Annotated in this window: 19 protein-coding genes, 3 tRNA genes and 1 riboswitch; of the genes, 9 read left to right on the forward strand and 13 right to left on the reverse strand. The window is 62.8% G+C overall.

Features of this window, described 5'->3' with window-relative positions; all coding sequences use genetic code 11:
* Both TRD_RS02735 and TRD_RS02740 read right to left on the reverse strand, forming a co-directional pair.
* Entirely contained in the window at nucleotides 1-759 is a 759-nt protein-coding gene (locus tag TRD_RS02735; protein WP_012641998.1) for an ABC transporter permease, read from the reverse strand.
* Nucleotides 749-1,552 carry an ABC transporter ATP-binding protein gene (locus tag TRD_RS02740; protein WP_143714606.1) on the reverse strand — a complete coding sequence of 268 codons (804 nt, stop codon included), beginning with the start codon at nucleotides 1,550-1,552 and terminating at the stop codon, nucleotides 749-751. The genes TRD_RS02735 and TRD_RS02740 overlap by 11 nt, the downstream gene beginning before the upstream one ends.
* Before the next feature lie 142 nt (nucleotides 1,553-1,694).
* A riboswitch (TPP riboswitch) is annotated at nucleotides 1,695-1,811 on the reverse strand.
* Nucleotides 1,812-2,725: 914 nt separating this feature from the next.
* On the opposite strand from TRD_RS02740, the gene TRD_RS02745 reads away from it, so the two are divergent.
* Nucleotides 2,726-3,103, forward strand: a complete 378-nt coding sequence (locus TRD_RS02745) for a hypothetical protein (RefSeq protein ID WP_012642001.1) — start codon at nucleotides 2,726-2,728, stop codon at nucleotides 3,101-3,103.
* Nucleotides 3,104-3,164: 61 nt separating this feature from the next.
* On the opposite strand, the gene TRD_RS02750 is transcribed toward TRD_RS02745, so the two are convergent.
* Both TRD_RS02750 and TRD_RS02755 read right to left on the reverse strand, forming a co-directional pair.
* The gene (locus TRD_RS02750; protein ID WP_143714607.1) at nucleotides 3,165-3,587 is read right to left on the reverse strand and encodes a sulfocyanin-like copper-binding protein; all 423 of its coding nucleotides are present in this window, start codon (nucleotides 3,585-3,587) and stop codon (nucleotides 3,165-3,167) included.
* A 352-nt stretch (nucleotides 3,588-3,939) separates the two neighbouring features.
* Entirely contained in the window at nucleotides 3,940-4,851 is a 912-nt protein-coding gene (locus tag TRD_RS02755) for a ribonuclease Z (protein WP_012642003.1), read from the reverse strand.
* A 115-nt stretch (nucleotides 4,852-4,966) separates the two neighbouring features.
* Between TRD_RS02755 and ggt the strand changes: the two genes are divergently transcribed.
* Nucleotides 4,967-6,562: a gamma-glutamyltransferase gene (ggt, locus tag TRD_RS02760; RefSeq protein ID WP_226980714.1), complete on the forward strand. Its 1,596-nt coding sequence runs from the start codon at nucleotides 4,967-4,969 to the stop codon at nucleotides 6,560-6,562.
* A gap of 3 nt (nucleotides 6,563-6,565) precedes the next feature.
* Here the strand turns inward: ggt and TRD_RS02765 are convergent, their stop codons facing one another.
* Nucleotides 6,566-7,084, reverse strand: coding sequence for a DUF3090 family protein (locus TRD_RS02765; RefSeq protein ID WP_041436404.1), 519 nt, complete (start codon nucleotides 7,082-7,084; stop codon nucleotides 6,566-6,568).
* Between the two features lie 350 nt (nucleotides 7,085-7,434).
* On the opposite strand from TRD_RS02765, the gene TRD_RS02770 reads away from it, so the two are divergent.
* A complete protein-coding gene (locus TRD_RS02770) occupies nucleotides 7,435-8,658 on the forward strand; it encodes an endo-1,4-beta-xylanase (RefSeq protein ID WP_226980715.1) in 1,224 nt (407 codons plus the stop codon).
* Here TRD_RS02770 and TRD_RS02775 read toward each other — a convergent pair.
* Entirely contained in the window at nucleotides 8,655-9,686 is a 1,032-nt protein-coding gene (locus TRD_RS02775) for an AIR synthase family protein (RefSeq protein ID WP_012642007.1), read from the reverse strand. The two genes, TRD_RS02770 and TRD_RS02775, sit on opposite strands and share 4 nt — an antisense overlap.
* 4 nt (nucleotides 9,687-9,690) lie before the next feature.
* On the reverse strand, nucleotides 9,691-10,818 hold the full coding sequence (locus TRD_RS02780) for a 6-phosphofructokinase (protein ID WP_012642008.1): 1,128 nt from the start codon (nucleotides 10,816-10,818) through the stop codon (nucleotides 9,691-9,693).
* Between the two features lie 155 nt (nucleotides 10,819-10,973).
* Between TRD_RS02780 and proS the strand changes: the two genes are divergently transcribed.
* On the forward strand, nucleotides 10,974-12,428 hold the full coding sequence (gene proS, locus TRD_RS02785; RefSeq protein WP_012642009.1) for a proline--tRNA ligase: 1,455 nt from the start codon (nucleotides 10,974-10,976) through the stop codon (nucleotides 12,426-12,428).
* A 70-nt stretch (nucleotides 12,429-12,498) separates the two neighbouring features.
* On the opposite strand, the gene TRD_RS02790 is transcribed toward proS, so the two are convergent.
* From TRD_RS02790 to rpe, 4 genes are all read right to left on the reverse strand, one after another.
* Nucleotides 12,499-12,585: transfer RNA gene (locus TRD_RS02790), tRNA-Ser, on the reverse strand.
* A 242-nt stretch (nucleotides 12,586-12,827) separates the two neighbouring features.
* Nucleotides 12,828-12,918: transfer RNA gene (locus TRD_RS02795), tRNA-Ser, on the reverse strand.
* Between the two features lie 37 nt (nucleotides 12,919-12,955).
* Nucleotides 12,956-13,031: transfer RNA gene (locus tag TRD_RS02800), tRNA-Arg, on the reverse strand.
* Between the two features lie 235 nt (nucleotides 13,032-13,266).
* Nucleotides 13,267-13,974, reverse strand: coding sequence for a ribulose-phosphate 3-epimerase (gene rpe, locus TRD_RS02805; RefSeq protein ID WP_012642010.1), 708 nt, complete (start codon nucleotides 13,972-13,974; stop codon nucleotides 13,267-13,269).
* 99 nt (nucleotides 13,975-14,073) lie between these two features.
* Between rpe and TRD_RS02810 the strand changes: the two genes are divergently transcribed.
* From TRD_RS02810 to TRD_RS02830, 5 genes are all read left to right on the forward strand, one after another.
* Nucleotides 14,074-15,108, forward strand: coding sequence for a molybdopterin-binding domain-containing protein (locus TRD_RS02810; RefSeq protein ID WP_012642011.1), 1,035 nt, complete (start codon nucleotides 14,074-14,076; stop codon nucleotides 15,106-15,108).
* 37 nt (nucleotides 15,109-15,145) lie between these two features.
* On the forward strand, nucleotides 15,146-15,892 hold the full coding sequence (locus TRD_RS02815) for an FhaA domain-containing protein (RefSeq protein WP_012642012.1): 747 nt from the start codon (nucleotides 15,146-15,148) through the stop codon (nucleotides 15,890-15,892).
* Nucleotides 15,893-15,901: 9 nt separating this feature from the next.
* Nucleotides 15,902-16,354, forward strand: coding sequence for an FHA domain-containing protein (locus TRD_RS02820; protein WP_012642013.1), 453 nt, complete (start codon nucleotides 15,902-15,904; stop codon nucleotides 16,352-16,354).
* A 214-nt stretch (nucleotides 16,355-16,568) separates the two neighbouring features.
* Nucleotides 16,569-18,320: a cellulase family glycosylhydrolase gene (locus tag TRD_RS02825; protein ID WP_012642014.1), complete on the forward strand. Its 1,752-nt coding sequence runs from the start codon at nucleotides 16,569-16,571 to the stop codon at nucleotides 18,318-18,320.
* The gene (locus TRD_RS02830; protein WP_012642015.1) at nucleotides 18,317-19,198 is read left to right on the forward strand and encodes a glycosyltransferase family 2 protein; all 882 of its coding nucleotides are present in this window, start codon (nucleotides 18,317-18,319) and stop codon (nucleotides 19,196-19,198) included. Before TRD_RS02825 ends, TRD_RS02830 begins: the two co-directional genes overlap by 4 nt.
* Here TRD_RS02830 and TRD_RS02835 read toward each other — a convergent pair.
* On the reverse strand, nucleotides 19,186-19,494 hold the full coding sequence (locus TRD_RS02835) for a DUF167 domain-containing protein (protein ID WP_012642016.1): 309 nt from the start codon (nucleotides 19,492-19,494) through the stop codon (nucleotides 19,186-19,188). The two genes, TRD_RS02830 and TRD_RS02835, sit on opposite strands and share 13 nt — an antisense overlap.
* The gene (larE, locus tag TRD_RS02840) at nucleotides 19,491-20,330 is read right to left on the reverse strand and encodes an ATP-dependent sacrificial sulfur transferase LarE (protein WP_012642017.1); all 840 of its coding nucleotides are present in this window, start codon (nucleotides 20,328-20,330) and stop codon (nucleotides 19,491-19,493) included. The genes TRD_RS02835 and larE overlap by 4 nt, the downstream gene beginning before the upstream one ends.
* Nucleotides 20,331-20,387: the final 57 nt, after the last annotated feature.

The raw sequence follows: 20,387 nt of genomic DNA on the forward strand, positions 1-20,387 counted from the left end.
TCAGGGTTCCGTTCGTGGCCGGGTGCGCCAGGGAAGGGTCTGACGCTCGAGCCACGTCACGCTCGCGAACAGCGCGATGCTGACGAGTGCACTCACGAGAACAGCAGCGAAGACGCGATCGGTGTGGAATTGCGCGGCTGCCCGGATCATGAGATAGCCGAGCCCAGCGGAAGCGCCGATCCATTCCCCGATGAGAGCACCGATCACGCTCACAGCAGCAGCGACGCGGAGTCCGGAAAAGAATGCTGGGAGAGCTGCCGGGAGCCGCACGAAACGGAGAGTCTGCCATTTGGAGGCACCCAAGCTGCGGACCATATCGATCAGTTCGTGATCGACCCCGCGGAGGCCGTCGACCATGTTGACGGCGATCGGGAAGAAGCAGATGAGAACGACAACGATCACCTTGGGCGTCAAGCCGTAGCCGAACCAAATCAGGAGCAGCGGAGCCAGCGCAACGATCGGGATCGCTTGGGAAGCGACAACGAGCGGGTACACCGAGCGTTCGATGAGCCGCGAGGCGACGATACCGATCGCCAGGACGATCGCCAGAACGATGGAAACGATGAGCCCCAACCCGATTTCCTGCATGGTGACACTGAGATGAAAGAGCAGAAGACGGTAATCGCGGAGCAGCGCGGCGAGGATCGCGCTCGGTGGAGGCAGAACCCAGTCTGGGACCGCGAATACGCGGCAGGCCAGTTCCCAGGCGAAGAGAGCTGTGATGAGGAGAAGGCTCGGCAACACTCGGTCACGCATCATCGGTCACAACTCCCAGGGTTGGCTGGCGACGGAGCGTGGCGAGCAAGCGCGCTTTGAGGGAGACGAATGCCTGGTCGGTCACGATCGCGTATGTCCGGGTGCGGGGCAAATCGACGGGAATGTCGGCCACGATCGTGCCGGGACGCTGGCTGAGGACAACGACGCGATCGCTGAGCAAGACTGCCTCCTCGACGTCATGCGTGACGAGGATGACAGTGCGGTCGAGCTCCTCCCACAGCATGAGTAACCACTCCTGCATGCTCGAGCGCGTCAAGGCATCGAGTGCACCGAACGGCTCGTCCAGGAGCATGAGCGGGCATTGGGTGAGCAGCGTGCGCAAAAACGCCGCGCGCTGGCGCATGCCGCCCGAGAGTTGTGCTGGATAACTAGAAGCGAACTCGGCCAAGCCAAAACGGCGGAGCCACGGCATCGCTCGCTCGATGGCCTGGCGACGAGGAATGCGTTTTACCTCCAGGGGAAGGATCGCGTTCTCGAGCACTGTCCGCCAGGGGAGAAGGAGGTCACGTTGGTGCATGTAGGCGACCTTACCGAGTCGGTACGGGGCGGGAGCTCCATCGAGCCAGATCTCTCCGCTCGTCGGCTGCTCGAGACCGGCGATCATGTCGAGAAGCGTGCTCTTCCCGCATCCGGACGGCCCGATGATGCTGACGAACTCACCGTCGGCGACGCGCAGGTCGAGCGGGCCGAGAGCATGAACCTGCAGCTGGTCACGCTGGAAGACCTTGGTGACACCGCGAAGTTCCAGGCGCCAGTCGGTATCGACGCGGCTCACCACTGACCTCCGCAGAAAGGCGACCGGTGGGGCAGGAAGAGCCTTCGCTCGTCGAGCGGTAGACACGTCTGTCCGCTGCCGCTCGGCGAAGAGATGACGAGCACAATGTTGGATTGGGAGCGAGAGGCGAACGTGGATCGTCCGATGAGCGTCACGGCTTTCCCTCCGCTGGCATTACCCAGTTCAGGTTCCGCGGTCGGTGGCAGGGCGTTCGCCACCCTCTCAGCCCGGTGACCCCCGAGCTCCCGCAGCCGTCTCGTTGTCGAACGAATACTGTAACAAAGTGGACGATGACTGACAAGCGAGCCGTTTGCCGGCTCCTCGCTTCATCGACGGTTGGACCTGAGAAATGTCGCACACTACCAGTTTGCGTGTGCTTGCTGAGTCTCCGAACGAGCAAAGGACAGGCGCATGGATCGGCAAGAGTTACGCCGACAGAAGACGGGAGGTCGTTGATCCGAGAAGGATACTTCGGGCATGCATCGGCAATGCTCGTGCCGATCTACGGTCTCTTCCGGGTCCATGTGCACCCTCGAGTCTCGAACGACCTGTTGATGTGCGTCGGGTCGTCGCGGCGTATCCAACTGGGGCTGACTGTTTCATGGATTTCCGATGTCTCGTGTAACTACCAACTCTTCTTCAAATGGTTCGTCCCTCATCAGTAGGCTCGTTCGCTTCTCGACAGCGGGAGCCTAGCGACTACTGGTATCGCCGGAAATGGGGGATGTTGCTCCCTTGCGTTGGAGGGTGTTGACGAAACCTTTCGATATTCTCGACTTGACGCGATGCAACGCGGAGGTGCAAGTGTCAGAAGCGACCCGTTACTTCGGACGCGACCAGCAAACGACGATCCGAAGATCGAGGGAACCTCACCGGGCCTCTGGTGGGGGAGGATCATGGCAGGGCACTCGGTGATCACGAAGAAGGTCGACTGACAGGTCGGCATCACACAGCAGAGTCGTTGCGCCGACGGCCTCCTTCGCCGGGTTACGTCGGTGTAGTCGTTAGCGATCGGAGAACGATCGTGGAGTTGTATACTGGTGCGATCAGTGGTTGGCTCGGGGCGCGCCTCGGTTGCACGCATCGTGCCTCGGGCGGTCGAGTAGCTGGCGACGGAGCGCTGCGACAGACGACTGCGACCGGCGCTAGTGCTCGACTGAAGCGGGAATCGGGATGGGAACGGTGCCAACCTATCGGGACGTGCTCATGGCAGTACTCTCTCCCGGCGCGCTCGTCGTCCTGGAGCGCCTCACCCCGCTCATCTGCGCCCTCTATGATTTGGACCTTCTCTTGGATTACCCCGTGGCTGATCAGCAGCAGGGTAGCCTACGGGAGCGCCTGAGCGAACGGTTGGAGCGGATCGTCGCGCTGCTCCCGTCCGATGTCTCGCCGATGGCGAATGAAGTGTTCACCGCTGTGGAAACCCTGGTGACAGATGTGCTCGGACGCGAACTTTTCCTCGGTGAGGAAATCCGGCGTCTGGAATTGCTGGATGAGGCGTTCCGCAACGATCCCTTGTTGTTCCAGCTCGTCCGTGGAAGAGCCAATTGACATTGTCGAGAAGACGCGCTCGGCCCGGGACGGAGTGGTACCCTCCCGGACCGAGCGTTGTTCACCGGGCGCGCAAGTCGAGGTGCATCCCCTGCTTGTAGTGGGTCGGGATATTGCACAGGAGAACGTAATGGCCGGCAGTGAGGTCGAGTGTCATCTCGGCCGTCTTGCCGGGCGGTAAATCTTCCGGCTCGATCTCGCCGAGCACTTCGCCTGCTTGTTCCTCCTCGGCTTTCTGTTCAGCTTCATTGTAGGGAAGACGATCGGCCGGCAAGTCGGTGCGGAGGACGATCAGCTCGTGCTCCATCTGGCCGACGTTCTTGGCGACGAAGCGGACTTTCCCAGCAGGAACTTCCGCCTTGTCGACTTTGATGTAATACTCGCCCAGTTCGACCGTCACGGTGGTGACTCCTGCTTGCCCGCCTCTCCGACAAGCGGCGAGGCTCATCACCAGTGCGCTAGACAATAGTGCTCGTCGTGTCATGCGCATGCTGCTCCCCCACCTCTTCTCTTCTCGTCGGCGCGTGCTCGTTGTGGCCACTCGGGTGCACTCTCGAGAAGGGTCGATCGGATCGCCTGACCGCCTGGAGGACTTCTCCCCCGTGCGGTGCACTCGTCGCCCAAAGCAGGGCGCGCATATCGTACCGTGTGGCGGAAGCGCAGTCGTCCTTGTCGTGAGCCGGGAGTCACACCTGCTGCCTCCGTGGCTCGACCGTTGACGCAGGATCTTCTCGGGAATGTAGCGGAACCATGCTGTACGGTGAAGTGGTGATTCACCAACGCAGATGCGATGCGAGCGAGCAGGCTCGCTCCTTGCGCGATGCTTCCGGTTCGTCTCACGCGTCCCGGTAACGCAGCGTCACAGTCTGGTGCACGGGGCCGATCTCGCTCGCGGGGAAAATCGCGCGAATGGCAGGTAACCAGGCTTCGGGATCGGTCAGCGAAGGACTAAAATGAGTGAGCCAGAGGCGCTCGACGCTGGCGGCACGGGCCAATTCGGCTGCCTCTTGCATCAGCATATGGCCGCGTTCGATCGCTCGCGGCAGCAGAGCGGTGTCGCCGTACATCCCCTCACAGACCAGGAGGTCCGCTCCAGCGACGAACCCGGGAAGCTCTGGGGTGGGTCGGGTATCGGTCACGAAGGCGACGGTGATACCGCGTCGCGGCGGGCCGAGCACGAGATCAGGGGTCAGGAGCTGTCCCGCGAACTCGACCGTTTCTCCACGCTGCAGGCGGTGCCAGAGCGTCATCGGGATGCCGAGCGCCTGCGCTCGCTGTGGGTCGAACCGGCGTCCCCGTGGACGGTGCAGCGTGTATGCGAAGCAAGGGATCCGGTGTGTGACCGGCAGGGCGCGCAGGAGGAGTCCGCCAGGAAGTTCGAGTTCGCTGGTCCCGGAGAGCTCCAGTGTTTCGACAGGAAACGGGAGAGTCGGTACGATGCTCCGCAGTGCAGCGACCACCTGCGCGGTACCGACAGGGCCGATGATGCGAACCGGCTCCTGACGGTCGGCGAAGGCAAGAGCGTAGAGGATACCAGGGAGACCAGCGACATGATCGGCGTGGAGGTGCGTGAAGACGATCGCATCGAGATCGCGGAAGCTCCATCCGGTGTATCGCCAGGAAATCTGCGTGCCCTCGCCGCAATCGAGGAGGACAACATGCCCTTCGCACCGGACAAGGAGAGCGGACAGCCAACGATCCGGAAGCGGCATCATCCCACCGGTGCCGAGAAGACAGACGTCGACCATGGCTGTGCACCTCACCGAACTCCACGCCGGTGGCGAATCGTATCACGTTGGGCGTCTGTTCCCGACATGCTAGGATGCGCGGCGGAAGACAAGCTCCAGGACGAGGGGGTACGTGGTGAGGAAGGTAGTCACCGGGCGACCGACCACTCGAGCGACGGAAGGGATGGTGGCGACGCCGCATTACCTCGCGACGCTCGCTGGTCTGCGGGTCTTGCAAGATGGTGGGAACGCCGTCGATGCAGCCGTGGCCGCGAACGCCGTGTTGACGGTGGTCTATCCGCACATGTGCTCGCTCGGCGGCGATGCCTTTTTCCTCATCTGGGAACCGCGGGAGCAACGGCTGGTTGGCCTGAACGGGAGCGGGCGCGCACCGCAAGGCATCAGTCTTGCGGCGTTACGCGATCGCGGGTTCCGCGAGGTGCCGGCGAAGGGCCCCTGGGGGGTGACGGTTCCCGGAGCAGTCGATGCGTGGGCGACGGTTTTGGCACGCTATGGGACGCGTGATCTCGCAGCGCTCCTGGAGTCAGCTCTTCGCTATGCGGAAGAGGGGTTCCCGGTTAGTCCGTTGCTGGCACGAGCCATCGCGGCTGAGGAGGAGATCTTTCGGCGCCAGGAAGCGGCTACCCGCCAGTTCTTGCCAGGAGGCCGCCCGCCGCGCTCGGGGCAGTTGCTGCGCCAGCCGGATTTGGCAGCGAGCCTTCGCCTGATCGCCGAGCATGGTCCCGAGGCGTTCTACCGCGGACCGATCGCCGAGGCGATCGTCGCCGTCCTCCGGAGCGCTGGTGGAGCGATGACATTGGACGACCTGGCTGCTCATCGTTCCGAGTGGGTGGAGCCCTTGCGCAGCACGTATCGAGGGGTCGAGGTGATCGAACTGCCGCCCAATACGCAGGGGGTGACCGCGCTTCAGCTTCTGAATATCGTCGAGGGTTTCCCGATCGGTGCGGACGAGTGGGGATCCCCTCGACTCTTGCATCTGATGCTCGAGGCGAAGAAGCTCGCCTTTGCGGACCGCGATCGCTATCTGGGCGATCCGGCTTTCGTCGATGTTCCCGTCGCTCGCCTGCTCAGCAAAGCATACGCAGCTGAACTTCGGAGTCGCATCGACCCGGATCGGGCGAGCGTTCCTCCACCGCCGCAGTGGGACTCGGATACGATCTACCTTTGTGTCGTTGATCGCGACGGACGAGCGGTGTCTCTGATTCAGAGCATTTATCAGTCATTCGGGAGCGGGCTGGTCGCTGCTGGCATCGTCCTCCACAACCGTGGCGCGTGTTTCGTGCTGGATGAAGAATCACCGAATGCACTCATGCCGGGCAAGCGGCCGTTGCATACCTTGATTCCCGGGATGATGGTGCGTGACGGACGCCCTTGGGTGGTGTTCGGGACGATGGGTGGCCATAGCCAGCCGGTCATCCACCTGCAACTGGTGAACGGGCTCGTGGACTTCGGCTTCGAACCACAGGAAGCGATCGAGGTTGCGCGCTGGGTTTCGCGCCGCGAGCCGGGGGAAGCAGGGGAGACGATCTATCTGGAACCGGAACTGGCGGAGCGAGCGGCGGGCGAACTGGCTCGGCTGGGACATCGCGTCGAGATAGTCGAACGCTGGTCTTCGTTGATGGGCCATGCCCACCTGATCATGATCGGGGACGATGGGGTGCTCTCCGGAGCTTCCGATCCGCGCGCTGAAGGCTACGCTCTGGGCTGGTGAGCCTCACTCGAGGGGGAGATGGCCGTTGTCGTGCGGGCAGACGTGTCCTTCCGGTCCGATAACGGCGCCGCAGCGTGGGCAACGCGGACGTCCCGCCGCGATGACTTGGGCGATCTGGCGTGCGAGCGCCTTCGCTGCTGGTAAGCTCGCGCGTCCGGCGAACACCGGGTCGTCATCCTCGTCCTGCTCGATATCGTGCGCGAAGATCGCGATGCGCTGGTGCTCCTCATCGTACCCGATGGCCATTTTCCCAACGACATATTCGGGGAGATCGGGGGGAAGCGGCGCCGTGCGTGCCGCGGGTTGCTCGGAGATACGGGAGCGCACGAGCCCTGCCAGCCGCAGTTGCTCGAACAGCTGCTCGATGGCGAGACCGAGGGCTTGGAGTTGCTCTTTTTCCATCCAGAGCGAGACGAGATCCAAGCCGACACCGGCGATGAGGCGGAAACGTCGTTGGCCCGGTTGGCCGATCGCCTCCGCCTCGAGCACAGTTAGCTCTGGGTATTCGTGCCGTCTGCCCATGATCGGTCCCATCTTCCTCGCGGTCGCCGCTACGAGCATACACCAGCGGGCGCCGGAACGGACCGACGCCCGCACGGTGAGGTGGGGGATGGGTGTGGCAGGGGAGGGAGGACGTCTGCAAACTCGGAATGGTTCCGCTCGCCGCGCAGACGTACCGGAACCGCTTCCACTATACGCCCGGGTATCGACTTTGTCAAGCAGTAAGTTTCCGAATTCGTTCGGAAGCGCGCCCCACCAAGAAGTCGATGTCGTCTTTGCCGGGTCGCTCGCATGAACGAGCGGTAGAATGCGAGCCGGGACGACGAGGGTGGAGAGCCGCGCTGGCTGTTGCTGATTCGAGGAGGGCATCCGTGAGCGGGCGAAGGCCTCTCGTGTTCGTCGCAATCGTCACGATGCTCGCACTGGTAGGTTGCCGAGGTCCGGCCGTTTATCCGACGGTGACGCCGACTCGGTCGACGTTGCTCGGCTCCGTACCGACCCCATCGCATGAGAGCGGCGCGGTCGGTACGCCGGTACTCGAGGCGAGCCAAGCGACGCCGAGAGGCAGAGCAGCGAGCGGATTCGCGTATGGCTTCAATGTCGCCTGGCGTGGAGACGAAGATGGAGCTGCCTTCAACCAGCGTACCGCCGAGATGGTGCGCCAGGCCGGGTTTCAGTGGGTGCGTTTTCAGGTGCGCTGGGAGTCACTCGAGCCGCGGCCCGGAGAGTGGGATTTCCGGCCGATCGACCGCGTTCTGCCGGTGTACGAAGCAGCCGGCTTGTCGGTCCTGGCGTCAGTCGTCGGCGCACCCGAGTGGGCGCGTGCAGCGAATGGGGGAATCGTCGCGGATCCAGCGACCTTTCGCGAGGCGATGCGGCGATTGGCCTCACGGTACCGCGGCCGCATCCACGCATGGGAGATTTGGAACGAGCAGAACTTGGCTCATGAGCTCCATGGTCCCGTTCGGGTGGAACCGTACTGTGCAGTGCTCCGCGCCGGGTATGAGGGGGTAAAGGCTGGAGATCCGGAAGCTCTGGTCGTCTTCGGTGGGCTCACCCCGACTGGTGTCAACGACCCCACTATCGCCGTGGACGACGTCGCCTATCTCGAGGCGTTCTATGCACTGGATGGTGGATCCTGTACTCGGTACTTCGACGTACTCGGAGCGCATGCCAACGCGACGCTCAATCCGCCCGATACGCTGTGGCCAGAGCGTCCCGGACCGGGCCCAGGCTGGCGCGATCACCCGAGCTTTTATTTTCGTCGTGTCGAGCAACTGCGGGCCGTGATGGAACGGCACGGTGATCGGCGACCGGTTTGGATCACTGAGTTCGGCTGGACGACGAACAATCCGGCCCCTGGTTACGAGTACGGTCAGTACGTCAGCGAGGAGCAGCAAGCCGAGTATCTCGTCCGAGCCTTCGAGATCGCCCGCACGCGGTGGCCATGGGTTACTGGTATGTTCGTGTGGAACCTCAACTTCTCGACCATCGTCGGGCCAGAAGATGAGAAAGGACCATGGTCAGTGCTCAACCCTGACTGGTCTCCGCGTCCGGCGTATCGAGCGCTCAGCGCGATGCCCAAGCAACCCTAGACACAGCCACCGCTCGCGAAGAGGCGCGCGACCTCGTCGACCTGAAAGACGGGGAGCGGTCGTTCGCCAGTCGACCCGATGAGGACACGACGACCGGGATCAGGGTCGAGCCAGCCGAGTTGCGTTGCGGGGATATCGTGCTGCGCTAAAGTGTCGAGCGCGTGCTCGACGCTTTCCGGCGTGACGACAGCGAGGAGCGCTCCAGAAGCGATGAGACCGAGCGGATCCAAACCCAGCGCAGTGCACACGGCGCGGGTTTCCGGATAGACGAGGATCGCCTCCTCCGAGACGACGAGGCCAGTACCGCAGGCAACAGCAACCTCGTGGAGGCCGGTGGCGAGCCCACCTTCCGTGGGATCATGCAAGTAACGGAGGTCCTCACCCAGTCTCTCGAGCAGGAGGGTAGCGGCGGGGACGATGCTGATGCCCGGCTCGTACAAAAAGCGACGGCAGCGAGCGAGCAGATCTTGGTCGAGCATCCGCTCGAGCGTCTGGCGGCACTCGCGTGCGAGGAGAGCAGTCCCTTCGATGGCAATGCCGCGCACTAAGAGAAGCGCATCTCCCGGCCGCACGCGGGCCGGTGACAGAACGTACTCGGTCGTGAGTTCTCCGATCATGGTGCCGGCGACGATGGGACGATCGAGCCCGACCGTGATTTCCGTATGACCACCGACCACGCTGACGCCGAGTCGCTCGGCGGCCCGAGCGAGGTCATCGAGGATGACTTGCGCGTCGTGAGCTGTCGTTCCCTCGGGGAGGAGGACAGTCGCGAGAAACCAGCGCGGGCGAGCACCGAGGCAGGCGACATCGTTGGCATTGACGTTGAGGGCATACCAGCCGATCGCCTCGGTCGCGAAAGTGATCGGGTCGCTCTTGAACACCAGCCGGATAGTATCGATTTGGATGACCGCGGCATCGTGACCGATACCAGGACCGAGCAGGACGCTCGGATCCGGAGAAAGATTCCCGAGAAATTCAGCCAGGAGTTGGGGAGGAAGCTTCCCGGTCGGTAGAGGCCTGTCGCTCACGCGTTCACTCCTCGTCCTGTTGCGCGAAACTGATTCCGATTCCACGCGCTGCGCGAACGAGGGGATGATCGAGAGGGACCAGCCGTGGGCCGCGTGCGACCTCGGCCAATGGAACCCGTACGATGCCCCAGGTCGCTTGCCCGGCAGGGTGCGCGCGGATGGCGACCATGACGCCATCGTCATCGTCGGCGAGTGCGTCAACTGCAGCCGAGCCGAGTGCAGTCGCCAACGCACGGTCGGTCGGTGTCGGCGTACCTCCGCGCTGGAGATGACCGAGGACGACTGCGCGAACTTCGGTCGGGAGGATGCGACTCAACTGTTTTTGGAGAACGAGCGAAATGCCACCGTACTTTCGCTGATAGGGGAGCGGGCCAGTGCGCTCGAAGACTGCTTCGCCATCGAGTGGCCGAGCACCTTCCGCGACGGCGACGATGGTGAAGGAACGCCTGCGTTGCCGTCGTCCTCGTATCACCTCGACGACGCGGTCGAGGACGAACGGGATTTCCGGGATCAGGATCACATCTGCTCCACCAGCGACTCCAGCGGACAGCGCGATCCACCCGGCGTCCCGGCCCATGAGTTCCACCAGCATGACCCGATGGTGACTTTCGGCGGTCGTATGCAGGCGATCGATCGCCTCGGTGGCGGTGGTGACAGCGGTATCGAAGCCGATCGTCTGGAGCGTGCCCCGGACGTCATTGTCGATCGTTTTGGGGATGCCGATGACACGAAGTCCCATCTCGTTGAGGCGATGCGCGATGGACAGGCTCCCTTCGCCGCCGATGACGATCAAGGCGTCGATGCCGATGCGCTCGAGCGTGGCGAGCAGGGTCCGACTATGATCACGCGGCTCGGTGTCGCCTTGTTCAGGATGCGCGAAGAAGAACGGGTTGGCACGGTTGGAAGCGCCGAGGATGGTTCCACCTCGTACGAGCAAACCGCGGACATCGTCGAGCCCGAGTTGCCGAGCGCGGCCGAGGATCGCGCCCTCGTACCCGTCCTCAAAGCCGATCACTGTCCAACCGTAGCGCAAGATGGCTGTCTTAACGACGGCCCGCAAGGCGGCATTGAGTCCCGGGGCATCGCCCCCGCCGGTGAGAACGCCGATCCGGCGGAGCGATCTCTCTGCCATCGTGGTAAACCTCCTCGATCGTGGCATTCGGCAACATGGGTATACTCACGTCGAGACGGGTGGGTTTTCGCTGCTCGACGTGGCCCCTGCGCATTCTACGCGAGGACGGGTGACGACTGCGCGGTAACGATCGACCGCGCGAGGGAGAGCGGACGATGACGACGGATCGCAAGTACGTCGAAGAGCTGATCGAGCAGGAAGACGATTTCGACCGCTGGTACGTCGAGGTGATTCAGAAGGCAGAACTGGCCGACGAATCGCCTGTCCGCGGTACCAGGGTGATTCGTCCCTATGGGTTTGCGCTTTGGGAAAACATGCAAGCCGAACTCGATCGCCGTATCAAGGCGACGGGAGTCCAGAACGCTTATTTCCCCTTGTTCATTCCCAAGAGTTTTCTGGAGCGGGAGGCCGAACATATCAAGGGGTTCGCGCCCGAAGTCGCCTGGGTAACCCGTGGCGGAGACAAGGAACTCGAGGAGTGGCTCGCGGTTCGCCCGACCTCGGAGTCGATCATCTGCCCGATGTTCGCTCGCTGGGTCCAGTCGTATCGTGACCTGCCGATCCTCATCAACCAGTGGTGCAGCGTAGTGCGCTGGGAAGAGCGACCGCGTGCCTTTTTGCGCACGCTGGAGTTCCTGTGGCAGGAGGGGCATACGGTTCATGCCACGCTCGAGGAGGCAGAAGAACGTGCTCGCTTGATGCTCGAGGTATACCGCGACTTCGTCGAGTCGGAGTTGGCTATCCCGGTGATCCCGGGTCAGAAGACGGAGTCGGAGAAGTTCGCTGGAGCTCTCCGCACGTACACCATCGAAGCGATGATGGGTGGGAAGCACTGGGCGCTGCAGTCCGCGACCTCGCACAATCTCGGCGATCATTTCGGGAAAGTGTTCGACATTACCTTCTTGGATCGCGAAGGCAAACGGCGCTATGTGTTCAATACCAGTTGGGGACTCTCGCATCGGACGATCGGTGCCATGGTCATGGTACACGGGGACGATCGTGGGCTGAAGCTCCCGCCGCGCGTGGCGCCGATTCAAGTTGTGATCGTTCCCATCTGGCGCAAGGACGAGGAGCGGCGGCAGGTCGAGGAGACGGTCGACCGCGTACGGGCCATGCTGCGTCGCGCCGTGCGGGTCCATGCGGACTTGCGGGACGACAAGACGCCTGGCTGGAAGTTCAACGATTGGGATCTCAAGGGTGTTCCCATCCGATTGGAGATCGGTCCGCGCGATGTGGCGAGCGACCAAGTGACGCTCGTGCGCCGCGATGTGCTCGGGCAGCGACAGGCGGTGCCCATCGCCAACCTCGTGGGTGCGGTCCAGAGCGAACTGGAGTCGATCCAGGTAAGTTTGTTCCGTGCGGCGCGCGCCATGCTGGAACGCTATACGGAAGACGTCCGTGATTACGAGGTGCTCAAGGAGCGGGTGGCGACGAACGCTGGCTTCAACCGAGCATTCTGGTGCGGGGATCCGGCGTGCGAAGCCCGTGTGAAGGCCGAGACGAAGGCAACGGTCCGGTGCATTCCGTTCGAGCAACCGGCTGAACTGGAGCCCTGCCTGGTGTGCGGCGCACCGGGGAAGTATCAAGTCATTTGGGCGCGCGCGTACTGAGGCAAAGTTGTTCGAGCCAAAAGAGGGCCGGGATGCACTGCCGGCCCTCATGTGTCTGACTGACGTTCGGCGGAAGGGGTGGGATTCGAACCCACGAGGGGCTTGCGCCCCCACACGGTTTCCAGCCGTGCGCACTCGGCCACTATGCGACCCTTCCGTGCGCGATACGCGATCGCCTTTCCGCAAAGAGTCTACCCAGCGGCTCGGCTGCCGGACAAGGGGCCGAGTACTCTCGACGGTCGTCTGGGCAAGGCTATCGAGACGCCGGGACGAGCGGATGGGTCGTGGGCGTATCCTCCCTCCGCGCGGTGCCCCGAGGTGCCCGCAAGCGACTCATACCTCGTACACGCTCGGCATCGACCCTGCGTCGAGGAGCGAGCAACTTCGGCTGACTGAGAGTGGCGGAGGGGGTGGGATTCGAACCCACGAGGCGCTCGTCACGCCTACCGCTTTTCGAGAGCGGCACCTTAAACCACTCGGACACCCCTCCACATGCCAGATGCAGGGCCGAAGCCCTGCATACTTACTGGTACGCCCGGAGGGACTCGAACCCCCGACCTTTAGGTCCGCAACCTAACGCTCTATCCACTGAGCTACGGGCGCATGACGCTTTTTCTGGTGCCGGTGGATCGAACACCGGCACCAGGCAGTATAGCATGCGGGACTGCCTGGTGGCAAGAGGGTGGCGAGAGCGGGCGAGCCTTCGAGAGCCAGCTACCAGACGTGGTGGTGACGATCCTGGGTCGGGCACCGGTGAGTTCGCGCGGGTCGCCGCGGCCCGAGAGCAGAGGAAAGAGACCGGATCGTTGCAGCCTGGCCATACCGTGATTCGGAACGCTTACCGGAGGGATCGCGTCCGATAGGCTTGCGTCGCGCGTTCACGCAGACGACGGAGAATTTCGCCGGGCCGTTCCTCGGCCGTGAAGAGGACGGAACCGGTCACGACGATATCGGCACCAGCCGAGATGACCGATTCCAGGTTGGAGAGTTTGACGCCGCCGTCGACCGAGAGCAGGCAGCGGAACCCTCGTTCATCGACCATCTGGCGCAAGCGCCGAAGTTTCCCGAGTACCGCGGGAATGAGGCCTTGCCCACCAAAGCCCGGATCGACTGTCATGATCAGTACGAGATCGACGAAGGGCAGAATCTCCTCGATCGCAGCGAGCGGGGTCGCGGGATTGAGCGCTACTCCGGCGAGAAGCCCGAGTTCGTGAATGGCTTGAATGGTCCGGTGGAGGTGTGGGCAGGTTTCGACATGGACGGTCAAAGCGCTGGCACCGGCCTGGGCGAACGCTTCGAGGTAACGCTCCGGTTCGACGATCATCAAGTGGACATCCAAGGGTAAGGTCGTCGCATCACGGACGGCACGGACGATCGGGAGGCCGAAGCTGATGTTCGGGACGAACCGGCCGTCCATGATGTCGAGGTGGATGGCGTCAGCGCCAGCCTCATCCAGCTCGCGGACGACGGCGGCCAGGTGACCGAAATCGGCGTTCAAGATCGACGGCGAGAGCATCGGAAGCCGATAACCGAAGGTGGTCGTCATCTGCGTGTCCTCTCGCGCTCGACCGAACCGAGCACTGTGCGGGTCAGTGTACTCATTCCGCCTTCGGCTATGCTTGCAGAGAAGCAGAGGAGGAAGTGCGTGCGCCGGACCTGGTACCTCGCGGGCCGAGAGCCGCTTCCGACCGGTGCGGTCTTGCGGCGGGATCTGATCCTGCACAGCGATGGTCGGCGGCAATTTCGCCGTGGAACTCCTTTGGAGGAACTGCTGAGCCAAGCGAGCGTTCCCGAGGGACTGCGTATTCCGATCGCGGTTCCGGATGCCGGCGAGATCGAGCAGCATGAGGCATCGCTGCGCATCGCCCGAGCGGTAGCCGGGATCGGAACACGCTTCGATGCGCCGCACCAGGGACAAGTGACGATCCGGGCCGGACAATTCGGGCTCGTCCGTGTCGACGAGCAGGGCTTGCAGCGGTTGGTGCGGACCGGTGCTGCGCTCGTGGCCACAGTCCTTGATGGTCGGGTCGCCGAGGAAGGCGAAGTGATCGCCATTGCCAAAGCGCCGTCGCTGTTCGTGCGCGTCGACCGCCTGGAGCGCGCACTGGCGGTGCTTGCCGGACGATCGGTCGTTCACGTCGCGCCGTTTCGACGTCGACGAGTGGCACTGCTGGCTGGGGCGCGGGTGCGGCCGGCGGCGCTCGAGGTGGCTGGCCGAGCCCTCGGGCAGAAGCTGGCTCGTTTTGGCGCTCGCTTGGAGGAGATCGAGCGACTGGATGCGGATGACACCAGTGTGATCGCTCAGCGCATCGCGCACTGGGTAGCGGGCGGCATCGAACTTGTCTTGACGGCGGGGTCCATCATGTTGGACCCTGACGATCCGTTCTTGCGGGCAGTGCGCCGTCTCCGGGCGGAGCGGACAGTCCACGGTGCACCGGTCGATCCTGGAACGATGTTTTGGGTGGCATACCGCGATACGGTGCCCATCTTCGGCTTGGCCAGTTGTGAGATGTATGGACGGACATCGGTCTTCGATTTGATCGTTCCCTTCGCACTGGCTGACGAGCGGATCGACCGGCCACTCATGGCACGCCTGGCGCATGGTGGTCTTTTGGTCGATACCCAGGTAGCTCGGGTACCGCCGCGCTGGCGCCAGGAGTTGGAAACCGAGAGCGAGTGAACGCCCGCGTATACTCGGACAGGGTGTCGGAGCGAGCATGCTGAGCAAGTTGCAGCAATTCGAGGACTTCGTCGAGCGGCTGATGGAAGGTACCGTCGGCCGGATCTTCCGGACCACCATCCAGCCGGCCGAGATCGCGCGCTGGTTGGAACGAGCGATGGAGAGCCAGCGGCTGGAGAGTCCTGAGGGACCGATCGTTCCCAACGACTATCTCGTCCGGTTGCATCCGGAGGATTTCGTGCAATTCGCCGACTTTGCCGATTCGTTGTCGCTCCAGCTCGAGGAGTGGTTGCTGGATATCGCTGACGAGCGCGAGTACGGATTCGTCGATCAGGTGCGGGTGCGGATCCTCGGCGATCCCTCTGTTCCTCGTCGGCAGGTTCAGGTAGAGGCGAAAATCGCCACGCTCCCGGCGGACGAGTTCGCTGCTCGACAGCTGTGGCAGCGAACCGAGGTCTATCGCGTTTTGCAGGATACCGGGAATGTTCCGCGTGCGTTCTTGCGTGTCGTCGAAGGGCCTTTAGCTGGCCAGACCTTTTTGATCCGCAAGCGTGTCACCACGGTCGGACGCGCCCCGGAGAACGACATCCAGCTCGAGGTACTCGACGTCTCGCGCCGTCATGCCCGGATCGAATTCGATGCAGGGATGTTCCAGATCATCGATCTCGGCTCGACGAATGGCACGCTGCTGAACGGAGTGCCGGTCGACCGTTCCTTCCTTCGTCACGGTGACCGGCTGACGCTCGGGACGGTCGTTCTCGAGTTCTCGTTGCCGGGAGCGTGATGGTCGAGGATGGAGTTGGTGACGCAACTCCCGTTCGAGTGGTTCGTCTTGCTCCTGCGCCTCGTCTTCGCCTTTTTGCTGTACTTCTTCATCTTTCTCCTGGCACGGATCATGCTGCGGGAGTTGGCCGCGGCCGCCGTGACCAGTAGCGAGGAGGGAGGGCCGCCCGGCCACTTGATCGTGCAATCACCTGGATCGACTGGTCTTCGGCCGGGCACACGCTTGCCGCTAGAACCGGTCACGGTGATCGGGCGTCATCCCTCGTGTACGGTGCGGCTGGACGACGCGTTCATCTCGACCGAGCATGCCCAGCTGACGTGGGAACAGGGACGATGGTGGATCACCGATCTCAAAAGTACCAATGGAACGCGCGTCAACGGGAAACCGGTCACTGCGCCGACGGGGCTCCGGTACGGCGACGTGATCGAGTTGGGAGACGTTCGGCTGGTCCTCGCCCCGTGAAGCATCGTGTGTCGCCGTAACCAGTCACGAACGAGAAACGATGCACGGCCGTCGGAGAAGGTGCGGTGGGTAATGAGCGGATGCTAGGATGAGGCGCGGACCGGGCGTGCCTGGTGCGTTTGACGTCACGGGTGGAGCGAAAGCGGCAGATCGCAGATAGCCAGAGCGGCTTGGACGTTTCTCGAACTGCCGCGCGCTGAGGGAAGGGGGATCAGTGAAGGTCGCGCGATTCATCGTTCTCGCGTTGCTCGTGTTTGGCGTTCTGGCGAACGTCGTACCAGTGAAACACGTGCAGGCAGCAGCGCCGACGGTTCCAGAAGACTTGGAGATGCCACGCTATTTTCCCGAAACAGGTTTCTGGGTCCAGGGGCCGTTCCGCCGCTTCTGGGAAACGCAAGGAGCTCTCTTTGTCTTCGGGTACCCGATAACGGGTGTCTTTCAGCAGGATGGGTATTGGCGACAATATTTCGAGCGGGCCGTCTTCGAGTATCACCCGGAAAAGGCCGGAACAGTCGACGAAGTCCAGCTCGTGCGGGTCGGAGCGTGGCGGGTGAGTGGTCGCGAGAAGGAGGAGCCGTTCCGACCGGTGGCCTGGTTTCCCGATACCACGGATCGGCGGTATTTCCCGGAGACGAAGCATTCCCTGGCATACGGCTTCAAGAACTACTGGGATCGGTATGGGGGATGGCGGGTGTTCGGCTTACCGCTCTCCGAGGAGTTCACGGAGCAAAATCCGCCACCTCCGGCGGGAGATGGGCGCTCGTACACGGTGCAGTACTTCGAGCGCGCACGCTTCGAGTACCATCCTGAGAATCGCGGAACCCCATATGAAGTGTTGCTCGGTCTCTTAGGGTGGGAATACCTCCAGGCCCGGGGAGCTCCTGCCGAGGCCCGAGCCAAGCAGGATGCGACTTTGCCGCCCTACGATCCTATCCGGAAGCGGCAGTATGGTCCTCATGTCGGTTATGGGTTCAATGTGGCGTGGCGCGGAGACAACGACGGTGACGGTTTCAATCAGCGGACCATGGAGCTCGTCAAGGGTGCAGGCTTCTCCTGGATACGTGTGCAGGCGATTTGGCGGGATATCGAGCCGCGACCGGGACGATACGATACGCATGCCCTCGATCGCATCATCGATGCAGCATCACGCAATGGCGTGAAAGTCGTGGTGAGCGTCGTCAAGGCACCGGCATGGGCTGATCCGAACGGCGGTATACCGGCTGATCCGGCACCGTTCGGGAAACTGATGGAGTTCCTCGCCAAGCGTTACGCTGGCAAGGTTCATGCCTGGGAAATCTGGAATGAACAGAATTTGGCGCTGGAAACCGGCGGACACGTCGATGTCGGTCGCTATGTACGTCTGCTGAAGGAAGGCTATCAGGGAGTGAAACGCAGTGATTCGAAGGCGATCGTCCTCTTCGGTGGTCTCACGCCGACTGGTGTGATGGATCCCTCGATCGCGATCGACGACGTGGAGTACTTGCGGCAGGCGTATGCCTACAACAATGGCGAGATCAAGCGCTATTTCGACCACATCGCGACACATCCCGGCGGCACGCTCAACCCGCCTGATGCCCTGTGGCCGGAACGACCGGGACCGGGACCGGGCTGGATCGACCACCCGAGCTTCTACTTCCGTCGCGCAGAACAGATCCGGCAGGTCATGGTCGAAAACGGCGATGGTGCCAAGCAGGTGTGGCTAACCGAGTTCGGCTGGTCGACGGCAAACCAGGCTCCTGGCTACGAGTACGGCAGGTACGTCAGCGAGCAGCAGCAGGCGCAGTATCTCGTCCGCGCATTCCAGATCGCGCGCTCGCAGTGGCCGTGGGCCGGTGTGCTTCTAGTCTGGAACCTGAACTTCAGTACGATCACGCAACCGAGCGATGAGAAGTATCCCTGGTCCGTGGTTTATGCTGACTGGAACCCTCGGCCGGCATATCGGGCGTTGCAGGAGATGCCGAAATGAACAGACTCCCGAGCGAGACTCGAGCGACGATGCTGCCGATCAGTGGCACGCTCTCGCTCGTCCTACCTGCGTATAACGAAGCAGCGAATTTGGAAGCAGTCGTCCGGCGAGCGCTGGAGGTTTTGCCAGCTCTTGTCGAGGACTTCGAGGTGGTCATCGTCGACGATGGAAGCCGGGATGGTACGAGCCAGATCGCTGACCGACTCGCTGCTTCCGATCCGCGTGTGCGGGTGGTTCACCATGAGACCAACCGGGGATACGGTGCTGCCCTGCGTTCCGGCTTCGCCGCGGCACGCGGTGACCTGATCATGTTCATGGATGCTGATCAACAGTTCGATCCAGCTGACTTCGCGCATCTGGCACCCTTTGTTCCCTATGCGGACATCGTTGCCGGGTATCGGGTCAAGCGGCGTGATCCCTGGATCCGTCTCGTCTATGCCGCGATCTTCAATGCAGCGATGCGGCTGCTGTTCGGTATCACCGTTCGGGATATCGATTGCGCCTTTAAAGTGCTCCGAGGTGATCTCGTCCGTGCGTTGCACTTGACGATGAACGGGGCACTGGTCAATACGGAACTCCTGGTCAAGGCACAACGCGCGGGAGCGACCATCGTCGAGGTCGGTGTCCGCCACTATCCGCGTTTGAGCGGTGAACCATCCGGCGGTAGCGTGCGAGTGATCCGGCGTGCCGTCTGCGAGGTAGCGCAACTGTGGTGGCAGCTACTCTGGTATCAACCGCCGCGTGGAGTCGGACGTGGACGCCCGCAGCCGCGTTCCAGCCAGCTCGTCCGGGCAGGGGTAATGGTGGGACTCGGGGCAACCGCGTTGTACTGGCTCTGGCGACGATTCGCCGGTGGGCGGCCGACTCAGGAGCGGTGAAGGATGGGAGCGAGTCGCTCCAGTAATTCCTTGCTGGTCAGGCCGTCGATGCGAATGCGCTTGCGTCGCTGCGCTGTCCCGGCGATGATGCGGATACTCCCGCGGGGGAGATGGAGCGTCTCGGCGAGAAGGCGGAGGACCGCTTCGTTCGCCTCACCGTCACGCGGCGGTGCTGTCACTCGGACGAGCAGGGCATCGCGTCGCGAACCAGCAACTTCCGCTCGCGGAGCGCGCGGCTGGACCTGAACCCAAAACTCGACGGCTGGTCCGGCTCGGTCGATCGGGGCGAAGGTCATGAGTGGCCGGTGCTCCCGACTTTCAGGGCGTCCGGAAGGGTACGGTTGAAGCTGCCGGAACGATAGCCCTCGAGATCGAGTGTAATGAACTCGTACCCAGCAGCCCGTAACCGTGTCACGATCTCATCGCGCAGCTCGAGCGCGCGCGGGAAGTCTTCTGGTTGGAGTTCGAGACGAGCGATCTGGTCATGATGCCGTACTCGGAAAGCACGGAACCCCAGCTCCCGAAGAGCTCGCTCGGCTGCGGCCACCTGACGCAGCTTCTCGACGGTGATCGGGGTGCCGTAGGGGAAGCGGGACGAAAGGCAGGCGTATGCTGGCTTGTCCCAGGTGCGGAGGCCGAAGTGACGGCTGAGTTCGCGGATCTCGCGCTTGGTCAGCCCTACTTCGGCAAGCGGGTGGTACACGCCGAGTTGACGGGCTGCCCGCAAGCCGGGGCGATAGTCTGCGAGGTCGTCCGCATTCGTCCCATCGATGACGGCGGCAAAACCTGCTGCGTCGGCGAGCGCTCGGAGCTTGCTGTACAGTTCCTGCTTGCAGAAGAAGCATCGCTGATGGGAGTTCGACGCGTACCGTGGATCAGTCAATTCTTCGGTTCGAATCAGCATGTGATGGACACCGAGTTCGCGGGCGAGTTGACGCGCTTCCTCGATCTCTTCCTCGGGATAGGTTTCCGACAGCCCGGTTGCCGCGATGACGCGGTCACCCAGCGCTTCCCGGGCTGCGTAAAGAAGAAACGTGGAATCGACGCCAGCGCTGAAGGCGACCACGACGGAACCGAGGCGCCGGAGACGCTCCAACAATCGCTCGTACTTGTCATGCAGTTCTTCGAGCATCGCACGCTCCGATCAGCCGTTTCGCTGTCCGGTCGGCAAGGGTAACACACTGGTGCG

The sequence above is a fragment of the Thermomicrobium roseum DSM 5159 genome, assembly GCF_000021685.1.
GTDB lineage: Bacteria > Chloroflexota > Chloroflexia > Thermomicrobiales > Thermomicrobiaceae > Thermomicrobium > Thermomicrobium roseum.